The 20186-nt window shown below is 45.0% G+C and carries 20 protein-coding genes; 11 read left to right on the top strand and 9 right to left on the bottom strand.

Features of this window, described 5'->3' with window-relative positions:
• Positions 1–111 precede the first annotated feature (111 nt).
• The gene (locus tag ACLWOR_RS10155) at positions 112–1308 is read left to right on the top strand and encodes a hypothetical protein (RefSeq protein WP_413940591.1); all 1197 of its coding nucleotides are present in this window, start codon (positions 112–114) and stop codon (positions 1306–1308) included.
• Positions 1309–1358: 50 nt separating this feature from the next.
• On the opposite strand, the gene ACLWOR_RS10150 is transcribed toward ACLWOR_RS10155, so the two are convergent.
• From ACLWOR_RS10150 to ACLWOR_RS10135, 4 genes are read right to left on the bottom strand one after another with little or no spacing between them, the layout of a single operon-like run.
• Entirely contained in the window at positions 1359–2663 is a 1305-nt protein-coding gene (locus tag ACLWOR_RS10150) for a class I SAM-dependent rRNA methyltransferase (protein ID WP_413940590.1), read from the bottom strand.
• Positions 2663–3751 carry an esterase-like activity of phytase family protein gene (locus ACLWOR_RS10145; RefSeq protein ID WP_413940589.1) on the bottom strand — a complete coding sequence of 363 codons (1089 nt, stop codon included), beginning with the start codon at positions 3749–3751 and terminating at the stop codon, positions 2663–2665. Before ACLWOR_RS10145 ends, ACLWOR_RS10150 begins: the two co-directional genes overlap by 1 nt.
• Positions 3751–4791, bottom strand: a complete 1041-nt coding sequence (locus tag ACLWOR_RS10140) for a Rieske 2Fe-2S domain-containing protein (protein ID WP_413940588.1) — start codon at positions 4789–4791, stop codon at positions 3751–3753. Before ACLWOR_RS10140 ends, ACLWOR_RS10145 begins: the two co-directional genes overlap by 1 nt.
• A 22-nt stretch (positions 4792–4813) precedes the next feature.
• Entirely contained in the window at positions 4814–5674 is an 861-nt protein-coding gene (locus tag ACLWOR_RS10135) for a bifunctional 5,10-methylenetetrahydrofolate dehydrogenase/5,10-methenyltetrahydrofolate cyclohydrolase (protein WP_413940587.1), read from the bottom strand.
• Between the two features lie 176 nt (positions 5675–5850).
• On the opposite strand from ACLWOR_RS10135, the gene ACLWOR_RS10130 reads away from it, so the two are divergent.
• From ACLWOR_RS10130 to ACLWOR_RS10105, 6 genes are all read left to right on the top strand, one after another.
• Entirely contained in the window at positions 5851–6141 is a 291-nt protein-coding gene (locus ACLWOR_RS10130) for a hypothetical protein (protein ID WP_413940586.1), read from the top strand.
• Between the two features lie 108 nt (positions 6142–6249).
• The gene (locus ACLWOR_RS10125) at positions 6250–6525 is read left to right on the top strand and encodes a Flp family type IVb pilin (protein WP_413940585.1); all 276 of its coding nucleotides are present in this window, start codon (positions 6250–6252) and stop codon (positions 6523–6525) included.
• A gap of 2 nt (positions 6526–6527) precedes the next feature.
• Positions 6528–6896 (top strand): hypothetical protein, encoded by a 369-nt coding sequence (locus tag ACLWOR_RS10120; protein ID WP_413940584.1) that lies wholly within the window; start codon positions 6528–6530, stop codon positions 6894–6896.
• Positions 6893–7636, top strand: coding sequence for a hypothetical protein (locus tag ACLWOR_RS10115; protein ID WP_413940583.1), 744 nt, complete (start codon positions 6893–6895; stop codon positions 7634–7636). The genes ACLWOR_RS10120 and ACLWOR_RS10115 overlap by 4 nt, the downstream gene beginning before the upstream one ends.
• Positions 7637–7720: 84 nt before the next feature.
• Positions 7721–8191, top strand: coding sequence for a hypothetical protein (locus ACLWOR_RS10110; protein WP_413940582.1), 471 nt, complete (start codon positions 7721–7723; stop codon positions 8189–8191).
• An 8-nt stretch (positions 8192–8199) separates the two neighbouring features.
• Positions 8200–9069 (top strand): hypothetical protein, encoded by an 870-nt coding sequence (locus ACLWOR_RS10105; protein WP_413940581.1) that lies wholly within the window; start codon positions 8200–8202, stop codon positions 9067–9069.
• Here the strand turns inward: ACLWOR_RS10105 and ACLWOR_RS10100 are convergent.
• Positions 9055–10326: an amidohydrolase gene (locus ACLWOR_RS10100; protein ID WP_413940580.1), complete on the bottom strand. Its 1272-nt coding sequence runs from the start codon at positions 10324–10326 to the stop codon at positions 9055–9057. The two genes, ACLWOR_RS10105 and ACLWOR_RS10100, sit on opposite strands and share 15 nt — an antisense overlap.
• A 60-nt stretch (positions 10327–10386) precedes the next feature.
• Positions 10387–12315 carry a hypothetical protein gene (locus ACLWOR_RS10095; RefSeq protein WP_413940579.1) on the bottom strand — a complete coding sequence of 643 codons (1929 nt, stop codon included), beginning with the start codon at positions 12313–12315 and terminating at the stop codon, positions 10387–10389.
• Between the two features lie 217 nt (positions 12316–12532).
• On the opposite strand from ACLWOR_RS10095, the gene ACLWOR_RS10090 reads away from it, so the two are divergent.
• From ACLWOR_RS10090 to ACLWOR_RS10080, 3 genes are all read left to right on the top strand, one after another.
• A complete protein-coding gene (locus ACLWOR_RS10090) occupies positions 12533–13642 on the top strand; it encodes a response regulator (protein ID WP_413940578.1) in 1110 nt (369 codons plus the stop codon).
• 93 nt (positions 13643–13735) lie between these two features.
• Complete coding sequence (locus ACLWOR_RS10085; protein WP_413940577.1) at positions 13736–15034, top strand: pilus assembly protein; 1299 nt, start codon at positions 13736–13738, stop codon at positions 15032–15034.
• Positions 15031–16146 (top strand): CpaF family protein, encoded by a 1116-nt coding sequence (locus ACLWOR_RS10080; RefSeq protein WP_413940576.1) that lies wholly within the window; start codon positions 15031–15033, stop codon positions 16144–16146. Before ACLWOR_RS10085 ends, ACLWOR_RS10080 begins: the two co-directional genes overlap by 4 nt.
• Here the strand turns inward: ACLWOR_RS10080 and ACLWOR_RS10075 are convergent.
• Positions 16094–16525 carry a hypothetical protein gene (locus tag ACLWOR_RS10075; RefSeq protein ID WP_413940575.1) on the bottom strand — a complete coding sequence of 144 codons (432 nt, stop codon included), beginning with the start codon at positions 16523–16525 and terminating at the stop codon, positions 16094–16096. The genes ACLWOR_RS10080 and ACLWOR_RS10075 overlap by 53 nt on opposite strands.
• A 96-nt stretch (positions 16526–16621) precedes the next feature.
• The gene (locus tag ACLWOR_RS10070) at positions 16622–17407 is read right to left on the bottom strand and encodes a DUF1266 domain-containing protein (RefSeq protein ID WP_413940574.1); all 786 of its coding nucleotides are present in this window, start codon (positions 17405–17407) and stop codon (positions 16622–16624) included.
• 28 nt (positions 17408–17435) lie between these two features.
• On the opposite strand from ACLWOR_RS10070, the gene ACLWOR_RS10065 reads away from it, so the two are divergent.
• Entirely contained in the window at positions 17436–18086 is a 651-nt protein-coding gene (locus tag ACLWOR_RS10065; RefSeq protein ID WP_413940573.1) for a hypothetical protein, read from the top strand.
• A gap of 90 nt (positions 18087–18176) precedes the next feature.
• Here the strand turns inward: ACLWOR_RS10065 and aspS are convergent, their stop codons facing one another.
• Positions 18177–19991: an aspartate--tRNA ligase gene (aspS, locus tag ACLWOR_RS10060; RefSeq protein ID WP_413940572.1), complete on the bottom strand. Its 1815-nt coding sequence runs from the start codon at positions 19989–19991 to the stop codon at positions 18177–18179.
• Positions 19992–20186: the final 195 nt, after the last annotated feature.

Here is a 20186-nt window from a genome sequence, read left to right as displayed (position 1 = left end):
ATCACGTCTCAAAATATTCCATTCTACGTTCCACACTTTTAACACAGTGTGCGTCTGCTATACTGATAGAGTTCGAAACAATATTTACACTTGTCTGATGAGGTACGTAAGATGAACGTAAGACTTTGGGGCCTATTGTCCCTTATTACATGCTTGGCTATGCTTGCATCTGATATTTCTTTTGCAAAAGCCTCACAATCTTCTGGAAGTCAATCCGGCAAAAAGCTATCGATGAATGATATTCAATGTGTTTTCTCCGGAAGAAACACACGTACCACGACAATTGGGAGCCTCGACTTTCCCGTCGATGATTCGAATACGGTCTGTGATCCGTTAAGTAATAGTACTGCCGACGTTCCGACCCAAGGTCTTTTAGGTAAGTTGATTTTAAAATCAGATCAAATGAGTTCTAATCCAAAAAGCGTTCTTGAGTTCCATGAAAAAGGAACGCGCATGCCACAGGATCTCTACTTTGCCGATGTGAATGTTCCAACTCGTCAATTTACGGAAGGCTTTGTGACCCGTTCAGGTGAAGTTTTAGTCGATGCAAACAATCAAAAGCTGATTGAAAACTTCGCAGTGGAATATACAAGCTCGTTGAAACTTCAACCTTCTGATAAAGCCGGACACTATGAAATTGCGCTTCTTTCAGATGACGGTGCTCGTTTATTTATCAAAGAAGGAGATAAATATAACGAGATCTTGAATAACGACGGCGTGCACTCCACTCGCATGGGTTGCTCGTTCCGTACAGTTTACTTAGATCACAATACCGAAATCCCAATCAAGATTTTGTACTATCAAGGCCCACGCTATCACATTGCAAACGTGATGATCTGGAAACATCATAAAAAAGCAAAATCATGGAAAGAGCCAAATCGTCACTCTCTCTGTGGTTTCCAAGGAAACAATCTTTTCTTTAACGAAAAGTCGAATCGCGAAACTGTGGCAATGAAGGTTCTGAAGTTGGACAAATGGAAGGTCGTTGCGCCGGCTAACTTTAAAATGCCTGAATCAAAACCAAATCCGTGTGTAGAAGAAAAACTAGAGATTTCAAATGTGGTTCCATATCGTTCGGGAACTTCAGGTACAATCTCTTGGAAAACGAACTTGCCGGCATCAAGCCAAGTGAGAATTACAAACACAGATACTGGCGAGCAATTCTTGAGTGATATCGATACAAACTTGGTGACTGAGCATACTGTTACGATCACGAATTTGAATCGTGGAACGAACTATACCGTCGAAGTGATCTCACGCGACGCCTCCGGAGTTGAGGTCGTCGGGTATCCACCAGTTCCATTCTAGTGAACTCAGCGAAGTTCACAAAAAAAAGGAGAGCTTGTGCTCTCCTTTTTTTATTGTACGAAGTGAACGTACATCTTGAGGTAAAACCCTTCTGGGAATTGCATCAGTGTCGGATGATCGGCCGCATGCCCGCCGCGCAACACGCTTCGCACTTCTGAATAATTGCGAAGACTTGCTTTGCGAATCGCATCGCGGAACTCTTCTTCCTCCAAAAGGCCCGAACAAGAGCATGAGGCCACAAAACCGTGCTTCTTCACAACTCGGAACGCCTGCGTATTCATCTTGATATAAGCGTGTTTACCAATAGGAATATCTTTCTTCGCTTTGATAAACGCCGGAGGATCGGCAATAACGATATCATAGTGTTGGCTTGCAAGATTTGCGGTACCTTCAAGAACGTCCATCTCGTAAACCTTAACAGTGGCTCCTTCGCGTTCGGCGTTTTCTTTTGCAAATGCCAAGGCCGTTTTCGAAACATCGACAATAGAAACTTCTACCTCGATGCCCAAAGATTTCAATGCGCGTGTGATTTGTGTCGACCAATGACCGACGTAGCAGCACAGATCCAGAACACGAACAGATTTTGGCTTGTTCTGTTTGGCCCAGTTCTTAAACAAATTTACCGCGAGGAAGATATTATGAGTTTGATCGAGGAAAAATCCTGTCTTCTGCCCTTCATGCAGATCACAAGCCATCTTAATCAAACCATCATCGCTTGCTGAATTCAGCAAAATATCGATGTGAGCAAGATTGACACCCTCAATCGCTTTGATAATTTTTGGCTCTTCGGCTTGCAAGCCTTCAAGCTTGCGCACACCCACGTCATTACGAATCACAACGGCTGTATTGGACCAATCAAGATCTGTCAGCTTCGCAGAAATCGCTTTATCGACAAGCGACTTAAAAAACTCCACGGACTCCTTCAACGCTTCATTCATTCCCGCCGTCACAAGTTGCGCGACAAAGACTTGCGCCTTTTTGCCATTCTGTTCAACTAGGTAATAATCTAAAACAAGACCCGGGATATAATCAGATTCTCCGAAACAAAGACGGAAGCTACCTTTAAAGCCTGCAGCTTTACGAACCTGCCAAGAACTCAAAATACGTTCGTGCAAGAATGAAAAACTTGTTGGTTCTTTTTCTTGAACATCGAAACTCAACGCACGAAACGCGATCAAAGAATGAGGATTGCCGTAGCCACGAGCCAAGAACTGCCCCTTAGCATCCTGCAACTCAATTGGAGTTCCAGGAATAAGGCCTTTTGGACTTGCCGCTAATTCATTTGAGAACACCCAGGGATGTCCACTGCGAATTCTTTTATCAGCTCCAGGACGGAGTCTCCATACGGTCATCATTATTCACCTTCCACCGCAAAAACAACCAACTGCATTTTTTGAGTCTTATTGAAGTTGTTATCTGTCATCATCAGCAACGTCTTTTTTCCGTCTGGCAAAGTCGGACCCCAGGCAAGGGCTTCAAAATTATCCACTGATTTTTTTCGCACATTTTTGAGATCAGTTTCAAAATCCAAGAGCTTCACTTTTTCAGCAAGTACGACTTTGTCATCAAGCTTGTCTTTATCCAGGGTATTTGTCGCCTTAGAAAAATCCGCGATATACAAAGTCACGCGGTTTGAGTAAATCTTTTTCAAAGAAATTCGCACACCACGCTCAAGTACAATCACTTTACTATCGCTAAGTGCGAGAATCTCAGAAACGCCTTGGAAGACTTGTGGACCAATATCATTCGTGACAAAAGGTTCCATGCGATACGCAAACTCCTGCGTGGGCTTCCAAGATTCTTTCTTTTCATAGCGAAGGATACGAATGATCTCGCCCTTATCGGACGGAGGTACCGGAATATCTTGAATTAGAGAACCTTCCATCCCGACAAAAAGGCTGCTCTCCGTTGGCGTGAGAGAAAGCCCCTCGAACGCTTTATTGTTATCTATGCCCTTCGTTTGCATACCAGTTGCTTCCGGCAAGTATTTATCCGGAACAGGCACATCCAAAATCCATTTGCCTTCACGAGTCACTTGGAAAATGCGTGGCATCTCACGAGGCTTCGCATTGTTATTCCCTTCAGAGGAAATCAACAGATCACCAGTCGTTAAACGAACCATGCCTTCGGGATCCATTCCGGCTTTTTTGCCATTCTCATCTGGAAGCCCAACGATGAAGCGGACTTCTTTAGGCTTGAGGGTGACTTTCTTTTTATTGATTTTAAGTTCGAATTCGTAAAAGCGCGGTTCGTTCTTCCCACCTTTATCATCTGACAATGCGTAGAGGCGATCGTTCCCCCACGCTAGTGCCGATATCCCACCTATGGTTGTCTTTTTGAACTGGGCATCAAGTTTGATTTCAGTTTCACCAATATACTTCAATTGCAGGGCCCATGTTGGCAGGGCTGCAAAGATCCCTAGCAGGATGATCGCTTTTTTCATTAACTTCTCCAGCGAAGCTCAGTCTCTTTAACGGGATGATTGAAATCGCGTTTTTGTTCAAGGTGTGAGTGATACTCCGTCTTCAAAGCATAGTACCATTTCGCTTGAGTGTCGGCATCTTTGATCAACATCAGACTTGGGTCGTAGATCAGACCATCTTGTTGTTTCGTCACCGCATCCATATCTTGGCCTAAGAACATCTCCGAGAAACGATTGATAGCAGGTTTGATCAAGCTCAACCAAGGGATGTCCCAATAAGCAAGCTGAGTCACACGCGTGTTTTTCTCATCAACAGGAGTAAGAGCCGTCACAGAATAAAAATTACGTTTCCCAACTTGAATGTGTTCAACACGCACGCTTGGCAATGTGAATGTAATTTCAGTTGTTGGAGTCCCACCCAAGATTTTATATGCCTTCGAATTTTTAGAAGGTTGGTGGCGCACCATTTGGAAACCGAAATGAACTGGCGCAAACTTTTTCTTTTTCTCAAGCATTGTTTTTTCGGAACGCCAGAACCAACTTTTGTGAACGTAAGGACCATGTGCAGGATCCATCAAACCAATCACCGCGTGATCGACATGACATGGGAAATTCACAACGTACTTCAATTTTGGTTTAACATCTTCTGGGAAAGCTTTCATCACAGGAATCGCAGGTGCTTTTGTGACGTCGTAATCTTTGTCACCCATGAAAACCCAAATCAGACCTTGAGCTTCATGCACGGGATAGCTGCGCACTTTGATTTTATTTGGATTCAAATCTTGATCTGGCAACAGCGAAGGAATTTCTGTGCAGGTACCTGTGCAATCAAATTTCCAACCGTGATATGGACACTCCAGCTGATCATTCACCACACGGCCATAGCTGAGCGGAATACCACGATGAGGACAGATATCACGAAGAGCTGAAACTTTACCTTTGGAATCACGATAGAAAACAACAGGCTCACCTAAGATTTTACGAGCCTCAGCTTTATTGATTGCCACCTCAGAACTAGGCAAACCTAAATACCAAACATTACGAAGAAATCCTGTGTACATCACGACTCCCAAATTCAACTGATCAGAGAGTCTGAGATGCTCTTTTTTCCGCGAGGAGGCAAGTGTTTTGTAAGAGTGTTGTAATAGTCATGGGCCCTACTCCACCTGGGACTGGAGATGCGGCCTGAACCCATCCATTTAGTTCCTCAAAACGCACGTCGCCAGTGAGCTTTTGCCCCTGACCCGTGCCGTGCATTCCGACGTCAATCACGATAGCACCTTGCTTGAAATCTTCCTTCCCTAACAAATGGGCTTTTCCTGCCGCAACCACGACTAAATCAGCCTGTTTGGTATGCACAGAAAGATTTTTAGTTTTGGAATGACAAAGAGTCACAGTCGCATTGGCTTCCATCAACATATGCGCCATGGGCTTTCCAACGATATTACTGCGACCCACAACAACGGCATTCATTCCCGCGACCGAAATTCCGTAGTGGTTTAAAATGCTCATGATTCCAGCTGGCGTGCACGGCGAAACAATCGGTTTCCCCGCAAAGAAATAACCAACTGATTTGAATGTCAGACAATCTGGATCTTTTTCAGGAGAGATAATTCCTAACACTTCATCGGTGCTCAAATGTTTTGGTAAAGGCAGCTGAACTAGAATTCCATCCACACCATTATCCGCATTGAGTTTCTTAAGCAGATCATTGAGTTCTTTTTGTGTGATCGAAGCAGGATGCGCATGAATGGTCGAAGTCATTCCTACGGCTTCGCAGGCTTTCTTTTTGTTTTTCACGTAAACGTGACTTGCGACATCGTCCCCAACAATGACAACTGCCAGGTGTGGGACGCGACCTGTACTCAATTTGAACTTTTCTACTCTGGGAATCAGAGAGGCCCGGACAACCTTGGATACTTCTTTACCATTCAAAACAAGCATCTCAATTACCTCCCCCTAGAAAACCTAATTTCCTGCACTTTCCGAACAAATTCAATAGGTTATTACTTGCGCCACGAATCCTAACCAAACTAAAACAAAGTCCCAGTCCCGCACTTTATCCTTGAGCAATTCCTTGGTTTGTTATACAAACCCTTTAAAACACTGGGGGATTTTAAATGGCTGAAAAAGTTAAGCTTTCCAAAGACGGCAGTTCCATCGACTTCGTTCAATCTGACAGCCTTCCTACGTCCCTTAAAAAATTCCGTCAAAGCCCCGAGATCGAAGGTTTTTATCGTTTTATTTACGAAAACGATCTTCAAAAAGAAGCTTATGATATTTTGGACCGTATCATCATCGGTCGTAAGGCAAAAAAAGCCGACGCGAAAAAAGAAGCTGCTCTAGCTGCTAAAGAAGAAAAAGCAGCCGCTAAAAAAGCAGAAGCAACAAAAGCTGCTAAAAAGAAATAGTCTCTTTAAGGTCCGGTTCTCCGGACCTTCTTTTTTGTTTAAACCCTTCCCGCAGTTCCCTTCATTTTGCTAGCAAGCTTCCTTTGCAAATCTCGCAAAGGAGAGCATATGAAAATTCTGAATCCACTCAAAAATAAAAAGGGCCAAGGGCTGATCGAATATTTGATCATCGTGGCAATCGTTGCCGTAGGAAGTATCGCCGTGATTAAAGTTGTCGGCGCTAATATCGACGTGCAGTTCGCCAACGTCGCGCAAGCTTTGGGTGGCACCGACAGCAAAAAGAAAGAAGCGCACAAAGTCACTGAAGGCCTTTATAAGAAACGCGACTTCAGCGACTTCTTCGAAGATTCCGTCAATTCATCCGGAAAAGAAAACAAACGATAGTTATGAACCCGCTCCGCTATCGTCGAGGCCAAGCACTGATTGAATCAGTACTGAGCTTGCCGTTATTAGCTTTAGGAATGACTGCCATCCTCACTCTCGGATATCGAGGTCTGGTGTTCTATATGACTGACTATCATCTGCACGAAGCTCTGGTTTGTCTGGATGATGAGTCTTCATCCACGTGCAAAAAGAACCTTGAGCAACAGATAAAATCCGTTTTGCTTTTTAGTGAATCCTTTCGTGTGAACTTGGGGAAAACAGAATCAAAAGGCGACGGAGAAGTTCTGATTCAATTCAAGCCAGATTCTATTCAACCGAACCTTTCCGTTAGAAAGGAAATGAAATTTCCATTGGGGTCCTCGTTTCTATGAATAACAAAGGCTTTGCACTTGCAATCACCATGGCCCTCTTGCCTGTCCTTTTAGGATTGGGTCTTTTGCTTTTTACAGCACTAGGAATTATGCAGTTTAATCAGCAAACTCAATACATGTGTCGCAGTGGCGGTTTACAGGGACAAAAACTGGTGGCACCTCTTCTGAAGAGTCTTCTTGCTCTCAATTCTCTCGCAGTGAAATTAAAAGCTGACGAGGCTCTTGCGCAAGCTCGTCTCTATACGGCGATGGCGACAGGAAATGCGACCGCGATCGCCACCGCCGAAATGCGCCTTTTGAAAATTCAAGAAAAACGGGCTGACTTGGATCAAAAACAAAAAATGCTGATACGTGAAAGCAATCGCCTCTTAAGCATCAACCACAAATATACACAGGGTAAAATTCGCCAAGCCCTTCAGGAAGGGCTTCCGAAAATTTCATATTTAAAGATCGACTTTCAATTGAATCCAACAACGGCACCCGAACTGGCGGTCCGTCCGGATTACACGGACATAGCTCCGACTTACAGCCCTGTAGATAAATTTGATGAGCAACAGGCACTTGCTCATTCTTGGCAGTATCGCCTTCGCGTTCGCAACTCTTTCCAAAATTTTTTGGATGGAGATATCAAATGGAGCCCGAGTTGTTCGGTGACTCTTAAACAAGAAGGTTCGTCATGGGTTCCAAAAATCAGAAAGGCCAAGTCCTCGTCGAAGTCACAATCGTTGGCTTCTTTTTAGTTCTTATTTTCTTTGCCGGTATTTCACAACTCGAAGGCATTAAAACCAAACACTATCGCTCGCAATTCTCAGAGGAAAAATCCCATGAAAAAAATCGATCTAAAAAATAAACACTATGTCCTGGCATTTTTGGGTATCGGAGGACTTTGTCTTCTGTATTCTTTTAAAAACGCAGCACCCGCTGAAGAAATCCACGAAATTGCGGCTCCCGCATCGGTTGATACCTTTGTCCCAATGGGTATGACGTTGGTTCCTATTGAACTTACAAATGCGGAATCTTTGTCTTCAATAGTTGGCGATATCGGCGGGGTGGTGGATCTCTATCTTCCTGCCACAGACGAACGTAAAGCGGTTATTAAAGTGGGGTCCCGCCTTAAAATCATGCGTGCGCCTCTTAATCCGCAACAATACGCAATTTTGGTAAAAGAAGACGAAGGCTTGAAGATTCTTAAATATGCAGGCCCCTTCACAGCAGTTGTGCAAAACCCGGCTGCCCGAGGAACCGATCTTTCGCAACGATCTAAAAAAACTGTTCGCATCGAATATCAAAACTAGAGGCTCTTATGAAATGGACGTGGATCTTCATATTCTTTTTCTCAACACTGGCTTGGGCGCAACGCCCACTGGTTCTCGCTCCCGGCGCTTCACCAGAGAAATACCAGCAGTATTTGAACAGTCATTCGTCGATGATTTCTGTCACGGACTTTCTAACTCAGAACTCAAAAACCAACGACGAGAAAATATTCTCGCTTGCAGACAGTTTAGAGCAAGCTCCGGAGCAGTTACTTTCTCAAATTGAAAAACTGCGCCAGGAGTCTATTTTTTCCGAAAACGCGGCTTTCTTTTTGCGCGACTTGCTTGAGAAATTAAACACGCGTTCTTTTTCAGCAGAACAGATTAAACGCTATCAGGAACTTGTTTGCTTTAACGAAAGTCTGCTGCATTCCTCGTTGATGAAGCCTTGTCTCATTCAAAAAATGGCATCGAAAGAATTACAAAAAAGATTTCCGTGGGCTGACGCCTTGGTCATCGAGGGCCGCTCCTTCAAGCTTCAAGGCTCAAGCAATCTCGAATTGAATGGCCCAAGCATTTATCATTTTCAAATTGTTTCCAATACTCATAAGACACTTACCTTTTATGGAAGTCTCAGTCAGCTTCTGCAGCAAAGCTTTTCGCCGGACACCTGGGTCTCGGGAGTTTGCGACGAATTCAGTGTGAACGTAGAAGAATTTTCGATACGCGAGCAGGGTCTGGCATTCTTTAATTCTGAATGCTTGGCTGAACTTCGCAATCCTCGCCAAAAAGCATCCATGGCAAAATGGATGGAGAACAATCGTCACTGGGTTTACGCCGCCGGTGCCTTGGTTGTTGGGGGACTTGTTTATTCAATGAGAAATAAAACTGTCGTCGTAGATACGTCAGGCTTCAAGTAACAAAGGTTTTCCTCTGAAAACTACTTCTTTGATCTGCTCGTTTTCAATCACAGTGTACGATTCTGGAGCAAACTCTGTGTCAGGATGAGCGTGAATAATACTGAGATCTCCGGTGAACTTGCGGATTTTTTCTTTGGCACTTTCACGGAGCGCCTTTTCATTATTAAAAAACGAAGGCGGCTCAATGGGACTGTCGCAACCAAAAGACAAAGGCATTTGTGCAGCTCTGAGGGCTTCCCATGGGAAGACGTATTTATACAGCTCTCCGAGTTTTTCCTTCAACCACACGCGATCACTCAGCCAGTGACATGGTTGCATATGACAACGTACATGTAACGGTTTCATCATTTGAATGGTTTCAGGGCGAGCCATTTGAATATGCTCCATATTCAATCGACCGACAAAGCCTTTCGCAGAAAGATCACGGGCACACTTCACAATCTGATGGGCTGCCTCATCCCCGATCGCATGAACTGAAACTTCTAGTTTTTGTTCCCATGACTTTCTTAGAACATCTGCGACATCATTCAAATCCCAAAGCGGACGACCACAGCCACGCGCGGGATCTCCACCGTAGGGTTTTGAAAGAAACGCCGTTTCTGACCCCAAGGAACCATCAAAGAAAATTTTAATACCCTTGGAACGAAGCAAAGCTGTCTCATGTGAACGCGCATAAAGGCATTCTTTCAAAGCACGCTCTACATCATTTGCGTTACTTGCTGTGAAGTTTTCTTCAACAGCCAGAGTCAGAAGATTTTTTTCTTCCATTCCCACAAGCAAATTCCACAAAGACTCGCTGCAAGTGAGATCACGAATATGCGTAAATCCAGCGCGGTTGAAGATCTTGCAAGCTGTTAGAATTTGAAACTCTTCTTGTTCTTTTGAATAAGAAGGAATTTTTGCCATTGCCGCGAAATGCTCAAGCTCTGTCAGCACTCCGGTCTCTGAACTCATACCAAGAGCTTTTAATGCTTGGGAATTCACCCAGCAAGAATGCCCGTCCATGCGAATGAAACACACTGGAAAATGGGGGAAAGCTTTATCTAAGATGACTTTGAGGTTGAGATCTTTTGGCCAAGCTTGGGGATTCCAACCTGAACCGACCAACCAACTTCCTCGAAAGTGTTCCGGTTTAATCGCAAGGTGCTCAACATCATATGCGTTTTGCAAAGCTCCCAACTTTAAACCCAGAGCCCATTCGCCCGTGGCAAGAAAGTGAGTATGACTGTCATAGAGACGTGGGATCTTTAAAAGCATAAGGCCCTCTGTTTTAGCAGAAGGCCTTAGAAAATATAAGAACTTTATTGTGAGAGCGAATTAACGAGGAGCTAGAATCACACCGTTACCTGTTGTGCCACCAGCACCAGGAGCAGGAATTGCTCCGCCGCCACCTACGCCGCCGTAACCTGGAGCTGGAATCGCACCAAGTCCGCCACCACCTACGCCAATACCGATTCCGATACCGCCACCAAGGTAGTCAGTACCCATTCCGTATTGAACTTGTTGGATACGATACAAGAGACCATAAAGCTCTTGTTGCAAGCCTGCAGCCACTTGCTGACGTTGCATTTGTTGTTGCATGACCATTTGTTGTTGCTGCATGTACGATTGATATTGGGCCATTTGCATTTGCATCATTTGTTGCTGCATTTGGAGCATGCCCAAGCTGCCCGTTGCCAAGCCGCCATTCATCATCATTCCCGGCATCATTCCGCCAGCCATCATACCTGGCATCATCATGCCGATACCACCGCCGACCATCATTCCAGGCATCATCATACCTGACATCATCATTCCCGGCATCATCCCACCGGCCATCATACCTGGCATCATCATTCCCGGCATCATTCCGCCAGCCATCATACCCGGCATCATCATGCCGATACCACCGCCGACCATCATTCCAGGCATCATCATACCCGGCATCATTCCACCGGCCATCATACCTGGCATCATCATTCCCGGCATCATTCCGCCAGCCATCATACCTGGCATCATCATACCGATTCCACCAGACATCATCATTCCAGGCATCATCATACCGCCTGGGAATCCGCCCATCATTCCACCGAATGGACCATTCATGCCCCAAGGACCCATGCCCGGCATAAACATGCCGCCACCGTATGGATTCATACCTGCCATCGCATATGGGTTGCCCCACATGCCATTGCCCATCATACCACCGTAAGGTCCCAACATACCGTAAGGACCACCGTTGTTACCTGCGCAACCAAATCCACCCGCGCCGATACCACCACCGACAGCACCGTAAATTTGTCCGCCACCACCCAATGCATTTTGCAAACCTTGAGCGAAGAATGGGAAGCCGAAGCCCCATGAAGGATAAGGTTGAGTTGGGAAACCAATGCTCGCATTATGATCTGCGATCATTTCTTGAGATCTATATCCCATATAAGTTGCAGCAAGACCCAAACCTACGTTCGCAAGAACGCTACCCCAGTTTGTTTCTGGCTTACGATATGAATAACCACTGTTACGAAGATTACACTCAGGGCAATCGCCACCCTCAAGTTGCTCACGACGTGCTTCACGTTGTTCTTGGCGGTAATCACGTTTCAAATCAGCGATCGCTTCTTTTTCACTTTCGATTTCGCGGTCCAAAGCATCGATTTCGTTACGAAGCTTGTCAGCTTTGTCTGTTGCTTTTTTGTATTCAACTAAAGATTTTTGACAGTCAGGAATTGTGCGGCGATTTTTTTCCGCGTTGGCAAAGTTTTTACAAACTGAATCTCTGATTTTACCAGGACCTGAATTATCAACGACGCCCTTCCATTGTTCAGTCGTGAAACCATCAATAGTTTGAGAACCGTTCTCCGATCCGCAAGTTGGAATTGGAGTTCCGCCTTGGTCGCCTTGCGCTTGAACTTCCATGCCTTGGTAGTTACAAAGTTTAAAATTATTGTCGATATGCGAGAAGATCATGCTTGTATATTCAGGAGCCACCACATCTTCTACATCAGCTTTGTAGCGATCCATGCGACGTTGAAGATCCTTCAACTCACTGGCTTTCACTTTCTTCTGATATTTTGCTTCTTGAATCGCTTCTTGTTTTTCTGCGATATCATCAAGAATGCTTGAAGAGCCTTCAGCCGCGCCATATTCGTAGGGGCAAGATTGCATCCCACCGTAATATCCATATCCCCATCCTTGCGAGGCTTCCGCATTTACTGCGAATGTCATCAGTGTGGCGATTGGCATTAATATGCGCATTCGTAAATTCATAAATGATCTCCTGAAAGGAAAAAACACTTCTACAGTTTCACTCATCGTCAGGAGTCGGACCAGACTTGACTCAAATTCGGTCAACCCGGTTAAGAACTAGAAAAAACTGGACCGAGGACCGGTCTCAATTTTGTACAACTCTTTCGTCTTCCATGACTGTCGAGTACACGCGCAAAATCCTTTGCACGGTGCTATTTCAAATCCTACACTACAAAATATGACGAAGCACACAATTCTTTGTGTAGATGATGAAATAGACAACGTAGATGCGCTCGAGCGTCTCTTTCGCAAGAAGTACTCAGTACTAAAGGCTACTTCTGCGAAGGAAGCACTCGTGCTTCTCGACCAACATCCTGGGCCCGTTGCTCTGATTATTACCGATCAACGAATGCCAGAAATGACAGGCGTCGAATTTTTAGAGAAGACTCTTGAGTCTCATCCCGAGACAATGCGTATCTTACTTACGGGCTACACAGATCTTGATTCGGTGATCATGGCTGTGAATAAAGGTCAGATCTTCCGCTATCTCACCAAACCGTGGGACCCGGTTGATTTAACCAATACAGTTGAGCGCGCAGTCGAAAGATTTGAAATCGGTGAAGAGCTCAAAGCTAAAAACATTGAACTTGCAAAAGCTCTGGAAGATTTAAAAAGTTTGGACGTGGCGAAATCTAATTTCATGATTCTGATAAATCATGAATTAAAAACTCCCCTCACTTCGATTTTAAGCTTTAGCTCGCTGTTGGCAGAATCTTCTCTGGGCGCTGAAGACAAGCTCATGGTGAACCGTATCTTAAAAAGTGCGGAACGTCTCAAAGCGCTCGTTGAGGACGTCTTGCTCGTAGTTCGTGCTGAAACCAATCAGCTAAAAGTGGACATGCAAAGCGTGACCTTCACACAGTTCGATGAAAATCTGAGTCGTGAAGTTCAAGATATTTTGCAAAAGAAAAATCAAAAACTGGTGAGCAAAATCGAAGAGGCTCCCGTTCAAGCTGACGTGCGCTTGGTAAAACAAGTCATGCAACGTCTGATTCACAATGCGGCGAAGTTTGGTCTTGAAGGAACAGAAATTGGCGTGAGTACCGAAGTGACTGGGAAAAATTTGCGCTTCACAGTAGCTAATAAAGGCTCGCAAATTCCAAGCTCTATCATGGACAAGATCACAAAGCCTTTCTATATAGACGAAGATGTTATGCACCACTCAACCGGCACGGGCCTAGGACTCACAATCTGTCAGTCGATCTTGAAAGTTCATCATTCGACTCTTCAGTTTAAAAATACAATTGATGGCGTTGAAGTATCGTTTGAACTTCCGCTCGGACACTAACGGCCTTTCAGGCTTAGTGTCGTCCGAAGTGCGGATGCCAACTCCCCTGCTCTAGATTTCACGGGTCCTCACTGTTTGCAGCGTGGGCCTTTTATGAAAACACTTCTCCTTATTTTCATTTCTATTTTTACCAACCAGGCCCTGGCACAAAATATCACTCTGCATCTCGGTGGTTCGCAAAATTTACCCTTAAAAGGACAATCCAATGTATGGATTCAAGATCGTCAACTCATCTCTGCTGAAGTCGTCGGCGGCGAAGTTCGCGTGCGCGGTCTGCGAGAAGGAAGTACCGTTATTAAAATCGGAGCACAAAGCTATCAGCTGCAAGTCGTACATCCCGAGAAAGCCGCGGCCTTCACTGAGCTTCACGAGAAAATGAAATCCTTTGTTGGACTTCGTGTGCAGCTTGAACGCAGTCGTCTTGTCGTCCGCGGTCGGCTCTATCGTTGGACGGATTGGGAAAAGCTCGCCGATCTTTTACAAGAATCGCAAATCGCTTACGTGATGAAGGCTGAACTTTCATCTGAACTTCAAGCAGAGGCGCAACGAAATCTTTCAAATCTTTTGGAGAAAGCCAAGCTTCCCCCGCAAACGATCATCTTTGATCCCGAGCCAGAAATTCGTGTTGCGGGTTCTGACTTGGTATTTCGTCGTTACGAACAACTTTTCCGCCCTTACGGGATTCAAATCACCAAGGACGAAACCAGTCTTGATGTCGCTCCGACGATCAAAGTGGAGATCACAGTCGCAGAGCTCAAGCGTAAAGAAGGCCTACAGTATGGTTTGAAATGGCCTTCTAGTTACACAGCGACGATAATGCCCGATCGCAGTGTTAATAAGAGTGAGTTGCCATTTGTACTCTCGGCGCTGGAGGAACAAGGACTTGGAAAGGTGTTAGCAAGCCCGAATATCATTTGCCGAAGTGGCAAAGAAGCCGAGTTTTTAGCGGGCGGCGAGTTCCCAATTAAAGTTGTGAACTACAAAGCCCAAGATGTTGTGTGGAAGCGCTACGGAATTTTATTAAGAGTACGCCCCAAAGCAGACGCTGCAGGAAGATTGAGTATTTCCGTTGAAACCGAAGTTTCCACTTTGGACAAAGCGACGTCGGTTGAGGGAATTCCAGGAGTTCTGACCAATCGAGTTTCCAGTCACTTTGATTTAACTAAACCGCAAACTATTGCATTGTCAGGGCTTCTCAAAAATGAAAACGGGAATTCCTCCGAGGGTCTGCCACTTCTTTCGCGACTACCGATTCTCGGAGCATTGTTCTCAAGTAAAGATTATCTTGAAAATCGTTCTGAGCTCGTGATCTTTGTTCGTCCCTCTATCATGAAAGAAAACGAAGAACCTCATAGCCCTTCCCATCTTTCTAATTTTAAAGAGTCGATATGAATCTTTCCGCTCAAGATACCTACAATCGAATCCAGGAGCTTATCCAGAAACTTCCTTTGAATGAATTCTCTTTTGCGGGCGAAGACAACCAGGGTCTTCATTCACAGAAAATTGAAAATCTGATTAAAACTGAAACAGAGTCACTGGAGCCAGCCCTGCGTGATCGTGTTCGTCACGAGTTTCAATCTTGGGGTCCGCTGCAAACACTCTTGCTGGATGAAGATATCACAGAAATTTTAGTCAATGGTCCTTCCGCGATTTGGTATGAAAAAAATGGCAGACTTCGCCCTCATAATGACTATTTCTATTCTGATCTTTCTTACCGTAATTGCCTGGAGCGCATCTGCCAAACTTCGCGCGTCCATATCACAATTGAGCATCCTTGTGCCGATGGAAAGTTTTTAGATTTTCGCTTAAGTCTGATTGGTCATGATCTGACTCATTCGAATGTGCACTTGTCGCTTCGGCGTCATCCCAAAAATCCTTGGACGTTTGCAAAGCTTGCCGAAAACAGCTGGTGCGAAGGTAAAGAAATTGAGATTTTTCAGAAAATCATCAAGGATCGAAAAAACTTTCTTGTGGTTGGAAGCACAGGCGCAGGTAAAACCTCGGTTCTCAATTCCTTTCTAAATCTTCTCCCTTCTGACGAACGCGTTTTGGTCATTGAGGATACTCCAGAAATTGTTCTTCCTAATTCCGCCAGCATGAAATTGCTTACGCGAGAAGATCCACAAGGAATACTGCCGTCAGTAGATCAGACACAGTTAGTGAAAAGATCATTGCGTCTCCGCCCCGATCGTTTGGTCATGGGTGAAGTGCGCGGGTCAGAAGCAAAAGATTTTTTGATGGCTCTAGCCACGGGACATTCGGGAAGCTTTGGAACCTTGCATGCGCAAGACGCACATCAAGCATTGATCCGATTGGAAATGCTCATACAGATGGGAGCTCCCCAGTGGAGCCTAGAAGCGATACGACGCCTGATCCAGTTGTCGCTGGATTATATAATCGTCGCAGAAAAGACTTCTTCTGGTCTGCGACGATTAAAAGGTATTTATCGAATTACTTCTCTAGAGAATCACGGGTTTCTGCTCGATAAGCTGGGCGATCACTAACGCTGAATGCAGACTCGTTTGATGTCGTCTTTTTCAGAGTTTGTTCTGCCATGCTATCTTCAGTTCCGCGTAATTCCTTTTTATCCTCAGCGATTTCAGATGGGCTCGAGAAGAACTTCTTATTGATGTCCTCTATCACCTTGATCTTATTAGCCTCGGTATTTTTATAGGTCGCAGGGACCTGGACTTCCGGCGTAGGCATTTGGCCAGTTTGGCGCATTTCATCCAGCTGTTTGCTCAGAGTGATGCGCTCACCGATAGAGTTTTTTCCCATCGGTCTGCCAAACTCGGGAGCCCCCGGGCGTACTGGCTGAGCCGACGCGACTTCCATCAGTTTCATCCGCGGACTTGGCGGAAGAATCCCACTGATCTTTTCCATCTCACACCTCCGTGTGTGCTTGCGTGAAAACCATCCTAGCTCTCACCTCTGCTGTATCGGAATAAGACGTCCTAACTTGAGACGTGAAATGGAATTCTAAACTTCAGTCCAGGAAATGAACTGCCAGGGGCTCAAGGGATGGCCCAAAAGGCGTTCACAGATGGATTTGATTTCGGGATCATCGACCCCACTCCAGAAGGTGCGACCAATTAGGAAGCTTTGAGAGAACTCCATCCAATTGCTAAAGCGCCCTTCAACCGCTGGCGCCCATTTGAGGATTTCTTTCCAAGCTTCGTTATCATCGAGGTATCCCGCGATATAACACAGACGTACTAAATGAACAGAGCGGGCCACATCCCACGCAAGGATCCCCGCCTCACCCAAAAACTTATGCGTTCGTTGCATCCACATCGCAAGCTTCGTATAGTCTTCATTCGACATTTGCAGGTCTTGGCTGTCTTCCATATCGAATTTGAAAATCTGTTTCATTCGATCGAGAGCAACGGAATCCAGAGCTCCTTCAGACGGAATGCTTTTTTGCATGACGCTGAACTTGGTGCGATGACCTTGTTCGAAAATATTCTCTAAAACTTCAAGTGCAGACGCTTTGTCATACACTTTCCAGAAGTCTTCGAGGATTTCGATGCAGTCCGCTTTAATTTGCGATCCATAGTTCATATCCAGGCGGAAAAAGTACTCACCGATTTCATTCAGAGATGATTCTGGATCTGAGGAATCTCCAATAACCTGATAAAGCTCATTTAAAGCGTTATTTTCTTCGACAAAAACTGCCGCTGTGCACATCAATTTTCGCTCGAGATCAGTTTCTGGAAGAATTCGCTGCATAAAGGCTCCTTGACCCCATTCAATTACGTTTCGCATGCTTTTTCAATGTGATAGTATGCCCGACATGTTGAAAAAGCTGATTCTTGCAGCCATAGCTTTGTTCCTTGTTTTTGCCGGGGGCCTGATCCTGATGGCGGGTTATGTTTTGAATAATCCCGAGTCGGTCTTTTCTGCTTTCACAAAAGTCACAAATAAATTTGTTCAAGGTGAAGCTTACAAAGAAAACGAAGAGTTTCTTCTCCAAGGTATTAAGACGCTGAAAATCGACACTCGATCGGTGAAGATTGAACTTGTGCCTTATGATGATTCTACTTTGAAAGTCGTGCTGGAGGGAGAAATCCCACGTTTCGAGCGCGGTCCTTTTTTAAATCAAGAAGCTATCGGTGAAGACCTCATTGTCACAATTAATGAACCCTTGGCAAGCCAATGGATTTCAGTGAACGTGAATGGCGAAGAATACGCACAAGGGACGGATTCTAAATTGACTGCAAAAGTTTATTATCCCAGTTCATACAAAGGCCACATCACCGTTGAAACCAAAGACGGCCCCGTGCACGTGAAAGTTCCTGAAACAGTTCCATTTGAAGTCGAACTTAATTCCGCAACAGGAAAAATAGCCAACAAAGTAGATGCTTCTAAATACGTCGCTCCCGCTGACGGCATTATTGGCAAAATCACCGTGCGCACTGAGGCCGGTGATGTCTCTGCGGATTAAAAAATCTATGTCCACTTTCGATAAGCTAAAAATAAAAAAACCGCTGAATCTCTTCAGCGGTTTCTTAAATTAAAATTGTCTGCCTACTTTTTAGCTCTTCTTAATATCTTCAAGATGCTTTTCAGCTAGAGCACTCAAGCGAACACCCACTTCTGCGAGTTGATCGCGATTTACTTCCGACGGAGCATCGGCCATCAAGTCTGTGGCTTTTGCTGTTTTCGGGAAGGCAATCACTTCGCGGATCGCATCTGTTTCACACAGAAGCATCACAAGACGGTCCATACCCCAAGCGATACCACCATGCGGAGGTGTTCCGTATTTCAAAGCTTCCAAGAAGAAACCGAACTTGTGCTGAGTTTCTTCTGGAGTCATGCCCAATACGCGGAACATCGCTGATTGGATTTCGCTGCGATAGATACGGATACTTCCGCCACCCATTTCATAGCCGTTACAAACAAGGTCGTAAGCTTTTGCCAACATCTTGCCGTAAGCAGCTTCGTTATTGTTGATCAAGTCTTCTGCAAACTGATCTTGTGGAGACGTAAACGGATGATGACGGGCAACCCAGCGTTTTTCATCTGGAGAGTACTCAAGAAGTGGGAAGTCGATCACCCACAAGAAGTTGTCCTTCGTTGTGTCGATCAAGTTCAATTCTTTACCTAAGTGCAAACGCAAAGTTGAAAGCGATGCGCACGCTGTATCGTAGTCATCTGCTACGATCAATGCACAGTCCCCGTTTTGCGCGCCAGTTGCTTTAAAGATCTCTGACAATTTTGCGTTATCAAAGAATTTAGAAACTGGAGAAGCAAATGTTCCGTCAGCTTCAGACTTAATCCAAACAAGACCTTTCGCTCCGCCGCGTTTTGCAATCTCTGTCAATTTATCGAACTGACCACGAGAGTATGCGCCACCTTTAGGAACAGCAATACCGCGCACGATACCACCGCGAGCGATCACATCGTCGAATACTTTAAAGCCCGAGTTTGTCACATGAGCCTTAAGGTCTTTGATTTCCATACCAAAACGCGTGTCTGGTTTGTCGATACCATAACGGTCCATCGCTTCTTGGTAAGTCATGCGAGGAATTTTACCGACTTCAACGCCTTTGATTTCTTTCCAGATCGTGCGCAGAAGTTTTTCGTTCATCTCCATGATGTCTTCTTGATCGATGAAAGACATTTCCATATCGATCTGAGAGAACTCAGGCTGACGGTCCGCACGCAAGTCTTCGTCACGGAAGCAACGAGCGATTTGGAAATAACGGTCATAACCTGAAATCATCAGAAGCTGTTTCAAAGTTTGCGGAGACTGAGGCAACGCATAGAACTGCCCTGGGTTCACACGTGAAGGAACCAAGTAGTCACGCGCACCCTCTGGAGTGGATTTATAAAGAATTGGCGTTTCCACTTCCATAAAGCCATTGTCTGACAAGAAACGACGAACCAGTTGCGCCACTTTGTGACGAACTTTCAAATGATTTGTGAGGCGTGGTGAGCGCAAATCCAAATAACGATATTTCAAACGAAGCATTTCGTTGACGTTGTTATCGTCAACTTGAAATGGTGGCACTGCCGAGTCATTCAAAATTTCACAACGAGTGGCTTCAATTTCAATAGCGCCTGTTTTGATTTTTGTATTTTTCATACCATCTGGGCGAGCACGAACAACACCTTCAACGGCCAAAACAAATTCACCACGTAGATTTTTTGAAGCAGATGTTTCAGATTTATTTGGATCCAAAACAACTTGCACGATTCCTTCGCGATCGCGCAAATCGATAAAGACCAGAGATCCGTGGTCACGACGCACATCAACCCATCCCATAAGGACGACTTTTTGGCCGACGTTTTCAATTCCTAAATTGCCACAATAATTTGTGCGCTTAAGCTCTTTTACAAATTTCATCTGATCTACCCACCGGCTGCGCCGTTGTATTAATGTCTAACCAAGTTTTTTACCGCGTGTAACGGAGTCCCCATATTGTCATTTTGTGTTAATCCAGTCAAAACGCATCTTTATATGAGCTCCAGAACTTTTGCTTATGGACCAGGTGTATAAAATGCTTCGCGCCGTCGGCCTTGGTCGGTATAATTTGAAGGC

The sequence above is a fragment of the Bdellovibrio sp. HCB2-146 genome (assembly GCF_047345725.1).
GTDB lineage: Bacteria > Bdellovibrionota > Bdellovibrionia > Bdellovibrionales > Bdellovibrionaceae > Bdellovibrio.
This window is presented reverse-complemented; position numbering and strand designations above follow the sequence as displayed.

Coding starts and splice junctions, on each gene's coding strand:
- ACLWOR_RS10155 (WP_413940591.1), top strand. CDS start 112: ATGAACGTAAGACTTTGGGGCCTATTGTCCCTTATTACATGCTTGGCT.
- ACLWOR_RS10150 (WP_413940590.1), bottom strand. CDS start 2,663: ATGATGACCGTATGGAGACTCCGTCCTGGAGCTGATAAAAGAATTCGC.
- ACLWOR_RS10145 (WP_413940589.1), bottom strand. CDS start 3,751: ATGAAAAAAGCGATCATCCTGCTAGGGATCTTTGCAGCCCTGCCAACA.
- ACLWOR_RS10140 (WP_413940588.1), bottom strand. CDS start 4,791: ATGTACACAGGATTTCTTCGTAATGTTTGGTATTTAGGTTTGCCTAGT.
- ACLWOR_RS10135 (WP_413940587.1), bottom strand. CDS start 5,674: ATGCTTGTTTTGAATGGTAAAGAAGTATCCAAGGTTGTCCGGGCCTCT.
- ACLWOR_RS10130 (WP_413940586.1), top strand. CDS start 5,851: ATGGCTGAAAAAGTTAAGCTTTCCAAAGACGGCAGTTCCATCGACTTC.
- ACLWOR_RS10125 (WP_413940585.1), top strand. CDS start 6,250: ATGAAAATTCTGAATCCACTCAAAAATAAAAAGGGCCAAGGGCTGATC.
- ACLWOR_RS10120 (WP_413940584.1), top strand. CDS start 6,528: ATGAACCCGCTCCGCTATCGTCGAGGCCAAGCACTGATTGAATCAGTA.
- ACLWOR_RS10115 (WP_413940583.1), top strand. CDS start 6,893: ATGAATAACAAAGGCTTTGCACTTGCAATCACCATGGCCCTCTTGCCT.
- ACLWOR_RS10110 (WP_413940582.1), top strand. CDS start 7,721: ATGAAAAAAATCGATCTAAAAAATAAACACTATGTCCTGGCATTTTTG.
- ACLWOR_RS10105 (WP_413940581.1), top strand. CDS start 8,200: ATGAAATGGACGTGGATCTTCATATTCTTTTTCTCAACACTGGCTTGG.
- ACLWOR_RS10100 (WP_413940580.1), bottom strand. CDS start 10,326: ATGCTTTTAAAGATCCCACGTCTCTATGACAGTCATACTCACTTTCTT.
- ACLWOR_RS10095 (WP_413940579.1), bottom strand. CDS start 12,315: ATGAATTTACGAATGCGCATATTAATGCCAATCGCCACACTGATGACA.
- ACLWOR_RS10090 (WP_413940578.1), top strand. CDS start 12,533: ATGACGAAGCACACAATTCTTTGTGTAGATGATGAAATAGACAACGTA.
- ACLWOR_RS10085 (WP_413940577.1), top strand. CDS start 13,736: ATGAAAACACTTCTCCTTATTTTCATTTCTATTTTTACCAACCAGGCC.
- ACLWOR_RS10080 (WP_413940576.1), top strand. CDS start 15,031: ATGAATCTTTCCGCTCAAGATACCTACAATCGAATCCAGGAGCTTATC.
- ACLWOR_RS10075 (WP_413940575.1), bottom strand. CDS start 16,525: ATGGAAAAGATCAGTGGGATTCTTCCGCCAAGTCCGCGGATGAAACTG.
- ACLWOR_RS10070 (WP_413940574.1), bottom strand. CDS start 17,407: ATGCGAAACGTAATTGAATGGGGTCAAGGAGCCTTTATGCAGCGAATT.
- ACLWOR_RS10065 (WP_413940573.1), top strand. CDS start 17,436: ATGTTGAAAAAGCTGATTCTTGCAGCCATAGCTTTGTTCCTTGTTTTT.
- aspS (WP_413940572.1), bottom strand. CDS start 19,991: ATGAAATTTGTAAAAGAGCTTAAGCGCACAAATTATTGTGGCAATTTA.